Origin of the sequence: Variovorax humicola, from assembly GCF_037889915.1 — a bacterium.
Taxonomy (GTDB): domain Bacteria; phylum Pseudomonadota; class Gammaproteobacteria; order Burkholderiales; family Burkholderiaceae_C; genus Variovorax; species Variovorax humicola.
Genome location: NZ_JBBKZV010000023.1, coordinates 96,903 through 112,006 on the forward strand (window position 1 = coordinate 96,903; position 15,104 = coordinate 112,006).

17 protein-coding genes are annotated in these 15,104 nt (G+C 65.6%); 12 read left to right on the forward strand and 5 right to left on the reverse strand.

What is annotated here, in order from left to right:
• The first annotated feature begins 14 nt into the window (after nucleotides 1–14).
• The 3 genes from WKW80_RS26730 to WKW80_RS26740 all read left to right on the forward strand — a co-directional run bounded on the left by WKW80_RS26730 (nucleotide 15) and on the right by WKW80_RS26740 (nucleotide 2,272).
• A complete protein-coding gene (locus tag WKW80_RS26730) occupies nucleotides 15–698 on the forward strand; it encodes a Vgb family protein (RefSeq protein WP_340366607.1) in 684 nt (227 codons plus the stop codon).
• A 61-nt stretch (nucleotides 699–759) separates the two neighbouring features.
• Nucleotides 760–1,551: a DUF899 domain-containing protein gene (locus tag WKW80_RS26735; protein WP_340366608.1), complete on the forward strand. Its 792-nt coding sequence runs from the start codon at nucleotides 760–762 to the stop codon at nucleotides 1,549–1,551.
• Between the two features lie 7 nt (nucleotides 1,552–1,558).
• Nucleotides 1,559–2,272, forward strand: coding sequence for a hypothetical protein (locus WKW80_RS26740; RefSeq protein WP_340366609.1), 714 nt, complete (start codon nucleotides 1,559–1,561; stop codon nucleotides 2,270–2,272).
• 140 nt (nucleotides 2,273–2,412) lie between these two features.
• Here the strand turns inward: WKW80_RS26740 and WKW80_RS26745 are convergent, their stop codons facing one another.
• Genes WKW80_RS26745 through WKW80_RS26755 form a run of 3 tightly spaced genes read right to left on the reverse strand, consistent with a single transcriptional unit; the run spans nucleotide 2,413 to nucleotide 4,714 of the window.
• Nucleotides 2,413–3,180 (reverse strand): aldolase, encoded by a 768-nt coding sequence (locus tag WKW80_RS26745; protein ID WP_340366610.1) that lies wholly within the window; start codon nucleotides 3,178–3,180, stop codon nucleotides 2,413–2,415.
• Nucleotides 3,181–3,188: 8 nt separating this feature from the next.
• Nucleotides 3,189–3,827 carry a 2-dehydro-3-deoxy-6-phosphogalactonate aldolase gene (locus WKW80_RS26750; RefSeq protein WP_340366611.1) on the reverse strand — a complete coding sequence of 213 codons (639 nt, stop codon included), beginning with the start codon at nucleotides 3,825–3,827 and terminating at the stop codon, nucleotides 3,189–3,191.
• A complete protein-coding gene (locus tag WKW80_RS26755) occupies nucleotides 3,824–4,714 on the reverse strand; it encodes a 2-dehydro-3-deoxygalactonokinase (protein ID WP_340366612.1) in 891 nt (296 codons plus the stop codon). Before WKW80_RS26755 ends, WKW80_RS26750 begins: the two co-directional genes overlap by 4 nt.
• 146 nt (nucleotides 4,715–4,860) lie before the next feature.
• Here WKW80_RS26755 and WKW80_RS26760 point away from each other — a divergent pair, with 146 nt between their 5' ends.
• From WKW80_RS26760 to WKW80_RS26800, 9 genes are all read left to right on the forward strand, one after another.
• A complete protein-coding gene (locus WKW80_RS26760) occupies nucleotides 4,861–5,835 on the forward strand; it encodes a Bug family tripartite tricarboxylate transporter substrate binding protein (RefSeq protein WP_340366613.1) in 975 nt (324 codons plus the stop codon).
• Complete coding sequence (locus WKW80_RS26765; RefSeq protein ID WP_340366614.1) at nucleotides 5,832–6,776, forward strand: 2-hydroxyacid dehydrogenase; 945 nt, start codon at nucleotides 5,832–5,834, stop codon at nucleotides 6,774–6,776. Before WKW80_RS26760 ends, WKW80_RS26765 begins: the two co-directional genes overlap by 4 nt.
• A gap of 18 nt (nucleotides 6,777–6,794) precedes the next feature.
• Nucleotides 6,795–7,580, forward strand: coding sequence for a FadR/GntR family transcriptional regulator (locus WKW80_RS26770; RefSeq protein WP_340366615.1), 786 nt, complete (start codon nucleotides 6,795–6,797; stop codon nucleotides 7,578–7,580).
• Between the two features lie 37 nt (nucleotides 7,581–7,617).
• Nucleotides 7,618–8,994, forward strand: a complete 1,377-nt coding sequence (locus tag WKW80_RS26775) for an ABC transporter substrate-binding protein (protein ID WP_340366616.1) — start codon at nucleotides 7,618–7,620, stop codon at nucleotides 8,992–8,994.
• An 82-nt stretch (nucleotides 8,995–9,076) separates the two neighbouring features.
• Nucleotides 9,077–9,955: a carbohydrate ABC transporter permease gene (locus WKW80_RS26780; protein ID WP_340366617.1), complete on the forward strand. Its 879-nt coding sequence runs from the start codon at nucleotides 9,077–9,079 to the stop codon at nucleotides 9,953–9,955.
• A gap of 13 nt (nucleotides 9,956–9,968) precedes the next feature.
• Nucleotides 9,969–10,823, forward strand: coding sequence for a carbohydrate ABC transporter permease (locus WKW80_RS26785; protein ID WP_340366618.1), 855 nt, complete (start codon nucleotides 9,969–9,971; stop codon nucleotides 10,821–10,823).
• 26 nt (nucleotides 10,824–10,849) lie between these two features.
• A complete protein-coding gene (locus WKW80_RS26790; protein ID WP_340366619.1) occupies nucleotides 10,850–11,920 on the forward strand; it encodes an ABC transporter ATP-binding protein in 1,071 nt (356 codons plus the stop codon).
• Nucleotides 11,921–11,938: 18 nt separating this feature from the next.
• Nucleotides 11,939–12,322, forward strand: coding sequence for a cupin domain-containing protein (locus tag WKW80_RS26795; RefSeq protein ID WP_340366620.1), 384 nt, complete (start codon nucleotides 11,939–11,941; stop codon nucleotides 12,320–12,322).
• Nucleotides 12,323–12,324: 2 nt separating this feature from the next.
• On the forward strand, nucleotides 12,325–13,134 hold the full coding sequence (locus WKW80_RS26800) for a phytanoyl-CoA dioxygenase family protein (protein ID WP_340366621.1): 810 nt from the start codon (nucleotides 12,325–12,327) through the stop codon (nucleotides 13,132–13,134).
• A gap of 30 nt (nucleotides 13,135–13,164) precedes the next feature.
• Here the strand turns inward: WKW80_RS26800 and WKW80_RS26805 are convergent, their stop codons facing one another.
• The gene (locus tag WKW80_RS26805) at nucleotides 13,165–14,325 is read right to left on the reverse strand and encodes a hypothetical protein (protein WP_340366622.1); all 1,161 of its coding nucleotides are present in this window, start codon (nucleotides 14,323–14,325) and stop codon (nucleotides 13,165–13,167) included.
• 4 nt (nucleotides 14,326–14,329) lie between these two features.
• Nucleotides 14,330–15,104: L-idonate 5-dehydrogenase (locus WKW80_RS26810; RefSeq protein ID WP_340366623.1), on the reverse strand; the 775-nt coding region annotated here is incomplete at its 5' end.

A 15,104-nucleotide genomic window follows, 5' to 3' on the forward strand; every position in this document is an offset into this window, starting at 1 on the left:
ACAAGGAGCCAGCAATGAGCAGCAACGCAATCAAGACAGGCAAGGGCGCGCCCCGCGCGACGGTCCAGGAGGCCGAGATCGTGCGCGAATACGGCCCCTTCGCCGGCGCCGACAAGATCGCCGGCGTGACCCATGATGGCCATCGGGTCTGGGCCGCCACCGGCACCAGATTGGTCGCCTTCGATCCCGACAGCGGCGAGACCACGCGCACGCTCGACCGCGCGTGCGACGCCGGCACCGCCTTCGACGGCACGCACCTTTACCAGATCGCCGAGCAGCGCATCGACAAGATCGATCCGGTCACGGGCGACGTGCTGGCCTCGATCCCGGCGCCGGGCCATGGCTTCGACTCGGGGCTCACCTGGGCGGAGGGCAGCCTGTGGGTCGGCCAGTATCGCGACCGCAAGATCCACCAGATCGATCCGGACACCGGCGCGGTCATTCGCACCATCGAATCGAACCGCTTCGTCACCGGCGTGACCTGGGTCGACGGCGAGTTGTGGCACGCCACCTGGGAAGGCGACGCCAGCGAGATTCGCCGCATCGACCCCCAAAGCGGCACGGTGATCGAGCGGCTCGAGATGCCGATCGGCATTGGCATCAGCGGCCTCGAATCCGACGGCGCCGATCTCTTCTATTGCGGTGGCGGCTCGAGCGGAAAGGTCCGCGCCGTGCGCCGCCCCAGACACGACAACTAGACACGGCAACTGAACACGGCAACTGAACGGCTTGTCCAACCCAACCAAGGAGCACTTCATCATGAACACAGCGACCACCGAAGCCGATTCGACAGTGAACCATCCCGTCGTCTCCAGGGACAGATGGATTGCCGAGCGCAAGGCGCTGCTCGATCGCGAAAAGGAACTGACGCACCTGCGCGACGAGATCGCCCGCGAACGTCGCGCGCTGCCATGGACGCGCATCGACAAGAACTACGTCTTCGAAACGCCCGAAGGCCCGCGCCGGCTGGCCGACCTTTTCGAAGGCCGCCGCCAATTGCTGGTGCAGCACTTCATGCTCGGCCCGGGCTGGGCGCAAGGCTGCCAGAGCTGCTCGTTCATGGCCGACCACATCGACGGAATGCAGATCCACCTCGAGCACCGCGACGTGACGGTGCTGGTCATCTCGCGCGCGCCGCTGGCCGAGATCGAGCGCTTTCGCGAGCGCATGGGCTGGCAGTTCAAGTGGGTGTCCTCCAATGGCAGCGACTTCAACTACGACTTCGGCGTCAGCTTCACGCCCGAGGAGCGGGTGAGCGGCGAGGTCGACTACAACTATGGCAAGCGTCCCTTCATGAGCGAGGAATTGCCCGGCGTCAGCGTGTTCTACAAGGACGATGCGGGCGACGTCTTCCACACCTACTCGACCTACGGGCGCGGCGTCGAAGTGATGATGGGCACGTACAACATGCTCGATCTCATGCCGAAGGGCCGCGACGAGCACAACCCGGCTTTCACGATGGACTGGGTGCGTCACCACGACCGCTACGAGCCGGCACCGATCGAGAAGCCTGCGCCTGCGGCCGGTGCGTGCTGCCACTCGGAAGCCTGAGCACATCATGGCAAACCTGTGGCCATGGCTTGCGGTCGCGGGGCTCGGCGCCTTTCACGGGCTGAATCCGTCCAGCGGCTGGATGCTGGCTGCGGCCTGGGGCATGCGTTCGCGCAATCGGACGCAGGCGCTGCGAGCCTTGTTGCCGATCGCCGCCGGCCATGCCGCGTCGGTGGCGCTCGTGGTTGCCGCGGTGGCATTCGGCGTGGTGATGGATCGGGTGGTGCGGCAAGTCCTTGCTGGCGGCCTGATGTTGCTCGCCGCAGGGGTTCACCTGTCGGGCCGCGCACCTGCGGCGGCCCGCGGCCCGGCGGGGCATATAGGGCTGGCGCTCTGGTCCTTCATGATGTCCACGGCGCATGGCGCCGGGTTGATGCTGGTGCCGGCGTTGGCCCCGCTGTGCATGGGTGACGGGGCGGCGCGGCAAGGCACGGCATTGGACTCGCTGTGGCTGGCACTCGCGGCCGTCGGCATTCACACGGTGGCGATGCTTGCTGTGACCGGCCTGGTCGCGAGCGGGGTCTGCCGTGGCTTCGACGCGCTTGCAGCGATTGCGCACGGGCAACGATCACAGGATCTCGACGCGCGTCTACCTCTCGTTGTGCATCGATTTGCGCAAGCAGGCGCGCAAGCGGTGTTGAAGGTGAGAGACCGGGTTCTGGCGCGGCAGGAAAACGTGGCCAGTCGGGAATCGCCGGGGCCGATGGATGTTCGCGGGTAAGAGTTCAAGATCGAACTCTTCCTTGATCTCGCTGGATTTGGAGCGCTCTTGGGCACCGCGAGTCCGCGCTCCAGCGTCCAGCCATCGGCCATCGGCCATCAGCCATCAGCCATCAGCCATCAGCCATCAGCCATCAGCCATCAGCGCGGCGCCGGCAGCAGTCGGCGCAACGCCTCGAAGAACAAGTCGGACTGCTCGCGCTCGCCCTGGATCTGCGCCGCCACGCGCGCCGCCAGCGCTGCGTCGACCGGCGCCAGCGGCCGCCCGGTCTGCTGCGCGATCACCTGATGCATGCAACTGCGCTCCAGGTAGTAGAGGTCGTCGTAGGCATGCGCAATGGTCGCGCCGGCCACGATCACGCCGTGGTTCGCGAGGAAGGCCACATCCTTGCCGACCATCGCCCGGGCGATGCGCTCGCCCTCGGCATCGTCGAGTGCGAGGCCGTTGTATTGGGTGTCGATGGCGATGCGACCCATGTAGCGCATCGCGTTCTGGCTCAAGGTGGGGTCGAGCGCGCGGTCGCTGGTCAGCGTGAGCGCCGTGGCATAAGGCATATGGCAATGCAGCACCACCGCATGGCCTGTGAGGCGATGCACCGCGCCATGGATGAAGAGAGCGGTCGGCTCGACGCGATGCCGGCCCGCGAGCACCTCGCCATGCACGTCGATCAACACGATGTCATCGGGGCAGACTTCGCTCCAGTGCAGGCCGCGCGGGTTGATGAGGTAGCGGCCTTTCGGGCCCGGCAACAGCACGCTGAAGTGGTTGCAGACGCCTTCCGACAGCCCGTGGTGCGCCGCGGCGCGCAGGGCCAGCGCGAGGTCTTCGCGCAGCTTGCGCACGCGCGGGCTGGCATATTGCGCGTCGGGGGTCTCGAGGATGTTGCCCTTGATGATGGATTCGACCATGGTGGTCCTCAAGCGGTGGTGGTGCCGGTCCAGGCCGACACGAATCGAATGGCGTCCTCGCGCACGGCGGCCGCGGCCTTGCCGGGCTTGTAGAGCGACGAGCCGATGCCGAAGCCGGCCGCGCCCGCGGCGCGCCATTCGGCCATGTTGTGCGGCGCGATGCCGCCCACCGGCATCAGCGGCGTGCCCGCCGGCAGCACCGCCAACAGGGCCTTCACGACCGATGGCGAGGCCAGCTCGGCCGGGAACAGCTTGAGGCCGGTGGCGCCCGCGGCCAACGCGCCGAAGGCCTCGGTGGGCGTCATCACGCCGGGCAGGCTCACCAAGTCGAGCCGGGCCGCCTCGGCGATGACCTCCGCATTGAAATTGGGCGACACGATGAGCTGCCCGCCGGCCGCATGCACCTCGCGCACCTGCTGCGCGCTCAGCACTGTGCCCGCGCCGACCAGCGCTTGCGGAAATCGCTTGCGCATCAACGCGATGCTCTCCAGCGGCTGCGGGGAATTGAGCGGCACCTCGAGCAGGCGAAAGCCGGGCTCGACGATGGCATCGCCCACGGCGGCGGCCTCGGCCGGCGTGAGTCCGCGCAGGATTGCGATGAGGGGAAGTTGCTGAATGGCAGCCTTGAAACTGTCGAGTGCGGTCATGATGTGCGGCGTCCTTGGGTGTTGGCCAGTGCGTGCAGCCCGGCCCATGTGGCTTCGGCGCCCAGCGTGCGCGTGAGGACGCCGGCAGCGCCGAGCGCCAATGCATAGCGTTGGGTGAGGGCGGCGGAGCCGATCAGCACCACCTCGCTCGTCGTTTGCAGCGACTGCGTGCGCAGTTCCTCGCCGATGAGCAACCCTGACAGGTAGCTCGACAACTGCGACTTCGGCATGCGGTTGAACAACGCCAGTGTGCGCGCGCCGAATGCGTTGTGCAGCAGCCCTTCGCGGTTGTGGGTCTGCGTGACGCCTTGCAGGAAGGCGGCTTCATCGAGCGGGGCATCGGCATCGAGCGTGCGGGCGAGGATGGAGTGCTGGCTCAACAGCGCATAGAACTCGCCCGTCATGAAGGTACGAAAGCCCTCCACGCGGCCGCCTTTCGCGCGTGCCCACTTGTTGTGCGTGCCCGGCAGCACGAAGAGTCCGTCGCGCAAGCCCGTGAGCGCCATCGCACCGAAGATCTGCACCTCCTCGCCGCGCATGACGTCGGGCACGCCGGAATGCTCATCGCGCAGGCCCGGCAACAGCGCGATGCGGCCCGGCTGGATGTCGATGATGCTGCGCGCCACTTCGTCGAGCCCCGCGGGGCAGGCGCAGTAGGGCGCCTCGATCCAGCCTTGCTGGCTGCCGGCCATGCCGGAGATGATGCAGCGCGTGCCTTCGGGCCGCATCCATTCGGCGAAGAGCGACTCGAACACATCGGCGAAGCCGCCTGGAGGAATGCTCAGGATGCCGCGTGGATGGCTCTGCTCGCGGAGCACCTCTCCGGTCTCGTCGAGCAGGGCGCCACGCAAGGAGCTTGTGCCCCAATCGACCGCGACCAAGTGCATCGGTTTTCATCTCCGTATTGCATGTTTTCTGGAGGCCGGAGGTCAGGGTTTCCCTGCAGGGCTGGCCAGTTCAATCATCATATGATAAGCCGCGATGAGCGCCTCCGGGCTAGGGTTTCCGAGTGAAGAAACAGAGAGACACACACATGCGTAACTCCCCTCTGGCGCATCGCCGCCAAGTCCTGCAGGGCCTCGGCGCCATGCTGTTGCCAACGTCCTTCGCGGCCTTTGCCGAGGACTATCCGGCCAAGCCCGTGGAGCTTGTCGTGCCCGCATCGGCCGGCGGCGGCACCGACGCCCTGGCCCGCAGCTTTTCCGAGCTTGCCAAGAAGAACTTCGCGCAGCCTTTCATCGTCAACGACAAGCCCGGTGCCAGCGGCGTGGTCGGCATGAGCGACGTGCTCAACAGCAAGGCCGACGGCTACAAGGTGAGCGTGGTGATCGCCGAACTGGTCATCCTGCCGCACTTGAATCTTTCCAAGTTCACCTATGCCGATTTCCGTCCGGTCGCACGGCTGAACGCCGACCCCGCGGCCATCACCGTGAAGAGCGATGCGCCGTGGAACACCATCGAGGAGTTCATCGCGGCGGCGAAGGCCAAGCCGGGCGAAATGAAGGTCGGCAATTCGGGCAATGGCTCGATCTGGCATCTCGCGGCAGCGGGCTTCGAAGACAAGACGGGCGTGAAGTTCAACCATGTGCCCTACCAGGGCGCCGCGCCCGGCGTGGTGGCGCTGCTCGGCGGCCATATCGACGCGGTCTCGGTCAGTCCCGGCGAAGTCTCCGCGCATGTGCAGGGCGGCAAGCTCAAGATACTGGCGGTCATGGCCGACGAGCGGCTCAAGAGTTTCGACAAGGTGCCCACGCTGAAGGAGCGCAAGATCGACTTGTCGATCGGCACCTGGCGCGGCCTGGCCGTACCCAAGGCCACGCCGACGGCGGTAGTCGATGCATTGCGCGAGGCTGCACGCAAGACGGCCGCGGACCCGGCCATGCGCGAGTCGCTCGAAAAGCTCAACCTCGGCTTCGCCTACCTCGACGCCGACGCCTTCGGCAAGGCCATGGAGCGAGACCACGCGTACTTCAAGCAGCTGGTCGAAAAGGTGGGTATCAAGTCATGACCGACAAGACTGAAGTCCTGGCCGTCGCGCCGCTGATGCCGTTCCTCATGGAGGCGCTGCGCGGCGAGTACACGGTGCATGACCGCATCCACGTCAGTGACCCCGATGCCTTTGCGGCGGTGGCGCCGCGCATCCGCGCCGTGGTTGCCAACGGCGAAGCCAAGGTGCCGCGCGAACTCATCGCCAGGTTGCCCGCGCTCGAAGTGATCTCCGTGTTCGGCGTGGGCTACGACGGTGTCGACGTGGCTGCGGCGCACGAGCGCGGCGTGCCGGTCACCAACACGCCGGAGGTGTTGAACGATGACGTGGCAGACCTGGCCATCGGCCTGTTGCTGTCCATCGCACGGCGCATACCGCAGGCCGACCGTTTCGTGCGCAACGGCTCCTGGGCCAACGGCCCGATCGCACTGGCGCGCAAGGTGACCGGCGCACGGCTGGGCATCGTCGGCATCGGCCGCATCGGCCAGGCCATCGCAGACCGGGCGCTGGCTTTCCGGATGGAGATTTCGTACACCGCGCGCTCGCCGCGCGCCGGCGTGCCGTACACCTACTACCCCTCTGCCGCGGCTCTGGCGGAAGCGGTCGACTTCCTCGTGGTCATTACACCCGGCGGCGCTGCGACGCGCGGCATGATCGATGCGAAGGTGCTGAAGGCGCTCGGCCCGCACGGCTACTTGATCAACGTGGCGCGCGGCAGCGTGGTCGACCAGCCCGCGCTCATCGCCGCGCTGCAGGCGGGCGAAATTGCCGGCGCGGCGCTCGATGTGTTCGTCGACGAGCCCAACGTGCCCGTCGAGTTGCGCGAGATGGCGAACGTGGTGCTCACGCCGCACATCGGCAGCGGCACGCGGCAGACGCGCGAGGCCATGGGGCAGCTCACCTTCGACAACCTGCGCGCCCATTTCGCGGGCCAGCCGTTGTTGACGCCGGTGGATTCCTGAACTTTGGACCGGCCGCCGATGGTCAAGAACGCCCATGGCCACACGGTCGACCTGCTTGGCGAGGCCATCGTCGCGGGTCGCTATCGCGAGGGCGGCATCATCCCGCCGGAGCCGATCCTGGGCGAAGAACTGGGCGTGAGCCGCACCGTGGTGCGAGAGGCGATCAAGGCGCTTGCGGCCAAGGGCCTGGTCGTGACAGGCCCCAAGGTCGGCAGCCGCGTGCTGCCGCAGGACGTGTGGAACTGGTTCGACCCCGACGTCATTACCTGGCAGGCTCGCGTGGGCCTGACGCCGGAATTCCTGCGCGACCTGCAAGACCTGCGCCGCGTGGTGGAGCCCGCGGCCGTGCGGCTGGCGGCAGAGCGTGCGACTGCCGAGGACATCGACGAAATCGAATCGGCCTATGACGGCATGAAGAGCGCCATCGAGAACGGCGGGGACTACGTCACGCATGACCTGCGGTTTCATCATGGCCTGTTGCGTGCCGCGCGCAACCGCATGCTCACGCAAATGAGCAAGGCCTTGAACGCCTTGCTGCGCACCAGCTTCGAGATTTCCACCACGCGAAGCAATGGACCGGCGCTCTCGCTGCCGATGCATCGCGCCGTGCTGGATGCCGTCATCGCCCACGATGGCGCAAAGGCCGAACGTTCCGTCCTCAAGCTGATCGACGGTGCACGCGCCGACATCGAGGCCGTGCTCGGCTCGCGCCGCCGCCTTCCGCGATTGAGCAGGCCGCCGCCACGGCTCAAGGCCGTGGCCGGCACGGCTGCAGACATTCATCCAGGTTCCCGTTCCCGTTGAAATCGACGCATCCCGCAAATCAAGGAGACAACTCGCTATGAAATTGAAACCGCTGTTCGCCGCATCGCTCGTCGCGCTGGGGCTCCTGGCCAGCGGCCAGGCGGCCGCCGAGGAAAAGCTCACCGTCTGGTGGGTCAAGGGCTTCTACAAGGCCGAGGACGAAGCGCTGTTCGCGGCCATCAAGAAGTACGAGGCACTGCACAAGGACGTCAAGATCGACCTGTCGCAGTACCCCGTCCAGGACATGATTCCAAAGACCGTGTCGGCGCTCGACTCCGGCAGTCCGCCCGATGTGGCATATGCCGACGTGTATGACTTCCAGGTCACCGGCAAGTGGGCCTACGAGGACAAGCTCGAAGACCTGAGCAGCGTGATCAATCCGATCAAGGCGCGCTTTGCGCCCAATACCATCGAGACCACCTACCTCTACGACGACAAGACCAAGGCCAAGGCCTACTACGCCTTCCCGATCAAGCAGCAGACCATGCACATCGAGTACTGGCTCGACATGCTGACGGAAGCCGGCTTCAAGGAGTCGGACATCCCGACGGGCTGGAAGGACTACTGGTCGTTCTGGTGCGACAAGGTCCAGCCGGGCAGCCGTGCGAAGTCGGGCAAGCGCACCTTCGGCATCGGCATGCCGATGGGCGTGGATTCGAGCGACTCGTTCTATTCGTTCCTGACTTTCATGGACGCCTACAACGTGAAGCTGGTCGATGACAACGGCAAGTTGCTGGTCGACGACCCGAAGGTCAAGGCCGGCCTGATCGGCGCGCTCACCGACTACACCGCGCCCTACGTCAAGGGCTGCACGCCGCCGTCGTCGACGAGCTGGAAGGATCCGGACAACAACGTCGCGTTCCACAACAAGACGACAGTGATGACGCACAACGCGACCATCTCGATCGCGGCCAAGTGGCTCGACGACATGGACAACCAGACCCTCACGCCGGAACAGCGCGAAGAGGCCAAGAAGAACTTCACCGAACGCATCCGCACGGCAGGCTTCCCCAACAAGCCCGACGGCGGCAAGATGGTCTACCGCACGGCGGTGAAGACTGGGGTGGTGTTCAAGGAAGCCAAGAACAAGGCGCGTGCGAAGGAGTTCGTGTCGTTCCTGCTGCAGGAAGAGAACCTGACGCCCTATGTGGAAGGCGCGCTCGGCCGCTGGTTCCCGGTGACCAAGGAAGGCCAGGCACGTCCGTTCTGGCAGGCCAATGAGCACCGCAAGTCGGTGTTCAACCAGTACGCCAGCGGCACGGTGACCTTCGAATTCACGAAGAACTACAAGTTCACCATTCTCAACAACGAGAACGTGTGGGCCAAGGCGATGAGCCGCGTCGTGACCGACAAGATCGCGGTCGACAAGGCCGTGGACGAGATGATCGAGCGCATCAAGGTCGTCGCCAAGTAATCGCTCCCGACACCCGCGAGCCGGCAAAAGCCGGTTCCGTGGTGTTCCGGGAATCGGATTGTTTTTGAATGAGGGGCATCCCATGAGCAGCTCTGCAATTGCCGTGGCCGCCACGCCACCCGCGACGCCACCCGCCACCCGGGGCAAAGACCGATGGCAGGCCTGGGGCCGGTGGATGGTCTTGCCTTACTTGCTGATCTTCCTGGTGTTCGTGCTGTACCCGGTGGGCTATGGCCTCTGGCTGGCGCGGCATCCGCAGAGCTACGTCCACCTGGAAGCCGACCCGATCTTCCTGCGCTCGGTGGTCAACACCTTCGTGTTCCTGGTCGTCGCCATCAACATCAAGATGATCGTGGCGCTGGTGCTGTCGGGCTTCTTCGTGCAGACACGCTGGTGGATCAAGATCGTGTCGGCGCTGTTCATCCTGCCGTGGGCGATGCCGTCGATCCCGACCATCTTGTCGGTGCGCTTCATGCTCAACCCGGAGTGGGGCGTGATCAACACGACCATCTTCCGGCTGACCGGCGCCGATGGGCCCAACTGGCTCAACGATCCAACGCTGGCGCTGACGTTCGCGATGTTGATGCACGTGTGGAAGTCGCTGCCGTTCTGGACACTGATCCTCGTGGCGGGGCGGCTCGCGATTCCGAGCGAGCAATACGAGGCCGCCTCCGTCGATGGCGCCACGTCGTGGCAGAAATTCAAGTTCATCAGCTGGCCGGCGCTGAAGACGCTGTACCTCACCTCGACCATCCTCTCGATGATCTGGACGCTGGGTGACTTCAACAGCGTCTACCTGCTCACCGGCGGCGGCCCTGCCGACATGACGCACGTGCTGGCGACGCTGGGCATTCGTTACCTGCGGCTGGACCAGGTGGACTTGTCGATGGCGTCGATCGTCGTTGCGATGCCGCTCGTCTTGCCACTCGTCTACTTCATGATGAAGAGGTTGTCGAAATGAACCGGAGGTCGACATGAGCAAGCGCTGGACACCCAAGGCCATCGCCACCGAGGCCAAGCTGCTGCTGATCGGTATCCCCGTCACGCTGTGGACGCTGATCCCGGTCTATCACATGGTGCTGTTCGCCCTCTCGCCGAGGGACTCCGCAACCTCCGGCCACCTGTGGCCGACCCATCCGACGCTGCAGAACTTCGCGACGGTCTTCGGGCAGAAGCACTTCTACCTCAACCACTTCTGGCAGCAGCTCGGGAACTCGCTGCTCATCGCGGTGACGGTGGGCGTGCTCACGCTGTTCGTCGCGACCACCGCGGCCTTTGCGATCAGCCGGCTGCGCGTGCGCGGCGGTCGCACGGTGTTGAACATGGCGCTGTTCACGTACTTCATTCCCGCCGCGTTTCTTGCGGTGCCGATGTACAAGACCATGGGCAACTACGGGCTGCTGAACAGCCAGTGGTCGCTGATCCTGGCGATGGTGACCATCGCCTCGCCGTACTGCATCTGGGTGCTCAAGCAGGCCTCCGACAAGCTGCCCTACGAGCTGGACGAAGCAGCGCGAATGGACGGCGCCTCGCCGCTGCAACTGTTTCGCCTGGTGTACCTGCCGCTGATGGTGCCGTCGCTGGTGGCCGTGGGCACGTACGCACTGCTGCTGGCCTGGAACGAATACCTTTTCGCGTTCTTGTTGCTTTCGAAGGACACGAGCGTGACGCTGGCCGTGGCGCTCGGCAACTTCCTGGCGGCGGACGATTCGCCGTGGGAACTGCTGATGACCACCGGCCTCATCTACGCGCTGCCACCCGCGGCCATCTATTACGCCTTCAAGCGCTACATGGTCGGCGGCCTCACCGCTGGCGCCGTGAAGAGCTGAACGACAAGAACGAGGAGAAGACCCAAATGGCTTCAGTCACATTCCGCAATATCAAGAAATCCTTCGGCAAGACAGACATCCTCAAGGGCCTCGGCTTCGACATTGCCGATGGCGAGTTCGTCGTTCTGGTCGGCCCGTCGGGCTGCGGCAAGTCCACGTTGCTGCGCATGCTGGCCGGCCTGGAGGACATCACCGGTGGCGAGATCCTCATCGACGGCAAGGTGGTCAACGAACTCGAGTCGAAGGACCGCGACATCGCGATGGTGTTCCAGAGCTACGCGCTGTATCCGCACATGACGGTCGGCGAGAACATGGCCTTCAGCCTGCGCCTGCGCGACGCCGACAAGGGCATCACGGCGGAGCGCGTGGCCAACGCTGCGAAGATCCTCAACCTCGACAAGCTGCTCGAGCGCTATCCGCGCGAACTGTCCGGCGGCCAGCGCCAGCGGGTGGCGATGGGCCGCGCCATCGTGCGCGACCCCAAGGTGTTCCTGTTCGACGAGCCGTTGTCCAACCTCGACGCCAAGCTGCGCGTTGCAATGCGCGCCGAGATCAAGGCGCTGCACCAGCGGCTGAAGACCACCACCGTCTATGTGACGCACGACCAGATCGAAGCCATGACCATGGCCGACCGCATCGTGGTCATGCACGACGGCATCATCGAGCAGATCGGCACGCCGCTCGAGTTGTTCGACCGGCCCGGCAACCTGTTCGTGGCGCAGTTCATCGGCTCGCCCTCGATGAACGTGCTGGCCGGCACGGTGCGCAAGGTGGAGGGCAGTTTCTGGGTCGAGGCGCAAGGGGCGTACTGGCCGTTGCCGGACGGCGCGAAAGTGAGCGATGGCCTGGCGGTGCACTACGGCGTGCGGCCGACCGATCTGGTCCTGGCGCCCGCCAAGCAGGGCATTCCGGCCCAGGTCGTGGTGGTCGAGCCCACCGGTGCCGAAACAGAATTGCTGCTGCAGATCGGCACCGAGAAACTGGTGCTGGTAATGCACGGCCGCGCCGACGTGGGGCCGGACGACACCGTCTACCTCGCGCTCGATCCGGCCAACGCGCACGTGTTCCACGGTACCAGCGGCGTGCGCCTCGATTGATCGAAAGACCTGCACGACATGACCATCTTCAACAAGATCATCCTGTTCACCGATACCGACGGCAAGGCGCGTTTTCGGGAGGAACCTGTCGAACTCGCGGAGGGCACGCCGGCATCGCAGTTGTCGAAGCTGTTTTCATCGCCGGGCTACCAGTTGCGCCATAGCCCGGTGGGTTTTCGCAGCCAGTTCCATTGCACGACCACGCCGCAGTGGGTCTTCATCCTGCAGGGGCAGATGGAGATCGGTCTGCAGGGCGGCGTGTCGCGTGTCTTCAAGCCCGGCGAGCATTTCTATTCCGATGATGCGCTGCCCGAAGGCGCGACCTTCGACGCGGCGGTGCATGGCCATTGGAGCCGCCAGGTGGGCGATGAGCCGCTGGTGACGCTGTTCGTCAGAGGCTAGCCATGGCGCGGTTATCGGACAGCGAGATCGCGCACTACGCCGCCGAAGGCTATGTGATCCCGCGGTTTCGCCTCGCGCCCGATCGCGTGACGCAGATGCGCGAGGCGCTCGATGCGCTGATCCGCGACAACCCCGGCGTGCGGCCCGAGAAGCTCGTCTCGGCCCACATCGAAGGCGACAACGGCGAAGGCGTGCGCGGCAGCCGGCAGTTCCTCGAACTTGCAATGGATCCGGAGATCGTCGAACTCGTTTCCGGCGTGATGGGTGACGACGTGATCCTCTGGGGATGCCACGTCTTCTGCAAGCCGCCGTCGGAAGGCTTCGAGACGCCGTGGCACCAGGACGGGCATTACTGGCCGATTCGCCCGCTCGCCAATTGCACGGTATGGGTTGCGCTGGAAGAGTCGACCGTCGAGAACGGCTGCCTGCGCGTGATCCCGCGCTCGCATGTCGGCGAGGTGCTGCACCCGCATCTTCACGAAGACCGCACCGACCTCACGCTGAACCAGCGCATGGCCGAAGGCGCGTTCGACGAAGCCGATGCAGTCGATCTCGAACTGCAGGCGGGCCAGATGTCGCTGCACGACGTCTACATGATCCACGGCGCCAAGGCCAACACGTCGACGAAACGCCGCACCGGTGTCGCGCTGCGCTACATGCCGGCGACGTCGGTGTTCGAGCGCGGCCTGCGTCCGGCGGATGGCAAGAGCGGCGTCGCCGTCAACTTCGCGCAACGGCCGCTGTGGCTGCTCAAAGGCGTGGATCGCAGCGGGCGCAATGACTTCGAGGTCGGGCACCAGCGAAGCCGGTGACGTGCCGAGGCGGTCGCTTCATGCGCCTGGTCAGCCGGAAACAATGGCAAGGTATCGGTCGGCGGATTTCAACTCCTGCATGGCGGCTGCCGATGCGCGCGCTGCGAGAGCCCTGCTGCGCCACGATCCGGGTGATGCCGTCAGTGCGGCGACCAGGCCTTCGAGTCCATAGGGTTGGCAGAGGTAGCTGCCGGGCGCTTGCCTGGCGAGAAAGTCGATCAGTGCATCGCAACCAATGGCAATGAGCAAGGGTTTTCCGAGGCAGATCGCCTCGGCCACGATGCCCGACATCTGCTCGCGGTGGTGCCCCGGGGAATAGAACGCCAGCACCACATCGACGGAAGCCATCGCGTCGAGAAAGGCCCGGTTGTCCATGGGCGCGCTTGTTGCGTCCACTGCGGGTGCATCGGCCGTCCACTTCGCGCAAAGCGCCTCCCAGCCGGGTGGCAGCCGCACCGTCAACGAGACGCCGGCAGGCAAGCCGGCCTGCACCAGCGCCTCGACATGCGCGAACCCCTTGCGCACCTCGGGTTGACCAAGGAAGCCGAGGCGCAGCGCGCCGCCAAAAGTCGATGGAACGTCGCGGCAGAGTTGCTGCATCTGGCGCAGAGTCGCGCGCGACGCAGGCGGCAAGAGGCATGGGGTGGATACCAGCGCCGATCCGATGCGGCACTGGCCGGACTCGGAGTAGAGCAGGGTGTTTTCGCGCTTGCCGAGAAGAAGCACCGCGCGGTGCATGGCGGCTTCGAGCATGGCCACCGATGCCTCGTCCGCTGCCCAGAAGCGCGGTGGCATCAACAGGCCGCATGCGATTCGCAGCTGCGGAAAGCGCTCGCCACAGGTGGCCAGTGCCGCCAGGTGGAAGGGATACGCGGTCGGCATCAGCACGATGTCGAAGTCCTGAAGCGGCAGGCTCGACAGATCTTCGATGCACACATCTTCGAAGAATGTCGGACTTGCAAACTGCGCCGCGTCGCTGGCACGCCATCTTGCATAGCCGTGAAACCGGAAGACGGGGCGTACTTCGCAAGCCAGATGTGCGAAATGGCGGGTATCGACCTGCCGCGCGCATGCGCAGACCAACGTGGCCGTGCCGTCTCCCTCGCGGATCGCCGCGTCCAGTTCCTGCAGCATCGCCTGGTTGTGGCCGGTGGCGGGCACCAGCCCGGGATCGATGAGCAGGATGCGCAAGGCTCTAGTCGAAGTTCAGGATCACCTTCATCGCCTGCGTGCGGTCGGCCGCGAGCGCGAACGCACGCGCGGAATCGCGGTACGACAGCGTGGCCGAAATCAGCGGCTTCACGTCGACCAGCCCCTTGTTGAGCAGCTCCACCGCCACCGCAAACTCCTCATGAAAGCGGAAGGCACCGCGCAGGTCGAACTCCTTGGCCACGATGGTGTTGATCGGCAGCGTCATGTCGCCGCCCAGCCCCAGCTGCACGATGATGCCGCGCGGGCGCAGCGCGTCGAAGGCCCCGACCAGGGCGCGCGCATTGCCGCTGGCCTCGAACAGCACGTCGAAGCTGCCCTTGTCGGCGGTGAAGCGTGCCAGGCCTTCGGGCTCGTCCGCCACGTTGACGACCTCGTCGGCGCCCACCTTGAGCGCCTTGCCCAGCGTGTGCGCGCCGACGTCGGTGGCGACGATGTGGCTGGCGCCCGCGCGCCGCGCCGCGATGATCGCCAACGCACCGATCGGCCCGCAGCCCGTGACCAGCACGCGCTTGCCGAGCAACGAGCCGGCGCGCCGCACCGCATGCAGCGCCACCGCAAAGGGCTCGGCCATCGAGCCTTCGCCGTCGCTCACCGAATCGGCCAGCCGATGCGCCTGGTGCTGCTCGACCACGATCTGCTGGCGGAAGGCGCCCTGCACGTGCGGCGTGCGCATGGCGCTGCCGTAGTAGCGCATGTCCAGGCAATGGTTCTGCAGGCCCTGCTGGCAGAAGCTGCACGCACCGCACGGGCGGCTCGGG

Coding starts and splice junctions, on each gene's coding strand:
- WKW80_RS26730 (WP_340366607.1), top strand. CDS start 15: ATGAGCAGCAACGCAATCAAGACAGGCAAGGGCGCGCCCCGCGCGACG.
- WKW80_RS26735 (WP_340366608.1), top strand. CDS start 760: ATGAACACAGCGACCACCGAAGCCGATTCGACAGTGAACCATCCCGTC.
- WKW80_RS26740 (WP_340366609.1), top strand. CDS start 1,559: ATGGCAAACCTGTGGCCATGGCTTGCGGTCGCGGGGCTCGGCGCCTTT.
- WKW80_RS26745 (WP_340366610.1), bottom strand. CDS start 3,180: ATGGTCGAATCCATCATCAAGGGCAACATCCTCGAGACCCCCGACGCG.
- WKW80_RS26750 (WP_340366611.1), bottom strand. CDS start 3,827: ATGACCGCACTCGACAGTTTCAAGGCTGCCATTCAGCAACTTCCCCTC.
- WKW80_RS26755 (WP_340366612.1), bottom strand. CDS start 4,714: ATGCACTTGGTCGCGGTCGATTGGGGCACAAGCTCCTTGCGTGGCGCC.
- WKW80_RS26760 (WP_340366613.1), top strand. CDS start 4,861: ATGCGTAACTCCCCTCTGGCGCATCGCCGCCAAGTCCTGCAGGGCCTC.
- WKW80_RS26765 (WP_340366614.1), top strand. CDS start 5,832: ATGACCGACAAGACTGAAGTCCTGGCCGTCGCGCCGCTGATGCCGTTC.
- WKW80_RS26770 (WP_340366615.1), top strand. CDS start 6,795: ATGGTCAAGAACGCCCATGGCCACACGGTCGACCTGCTTGGCGAGGCC.
- WKW80_RS26775 (WP_340366616.1), top strand. CDS start 7,618: ATGAAATTGAAACCGCTGTTCGCCGCATCGCTCGTCGCGCTGGGGCTC.
- WKW80_RS26780 (WP_340366617.1), top strand. CDS start 9,077: ATGAGCAGCTCTGCAATTGCCGTGGCCGCCACGCCACCCGCGACGCCA.
- WKW80_RS26785 (WP_340366618.1), top strand. CDS start 9,969: ATGAGCAAGCGCTGGACACCCAAGGCCATCGCCACCGAGGCCAAGCTG.
- WKW80_RS26790 (WP_340366619.1), top strand. CDS start 10,850: ATGGCTTCAGTCACATTCCGCAATATCAAGAAATCCTTCGGCAAGACA.
- WKW80_RS26795 (WP_340366620.1), top strand. CDS start 11,939: ATGACCATCTTCAACAAGATCATCCTGTTCACCGATACCGACGGCAAG.
- WKW80_RS26800 (WP_340366621.1), top strand. CDS start 12,325: ATGGCGCGGTTATCGGACAGCGAGATCGCGCACTACGCCGCCGAAGGC.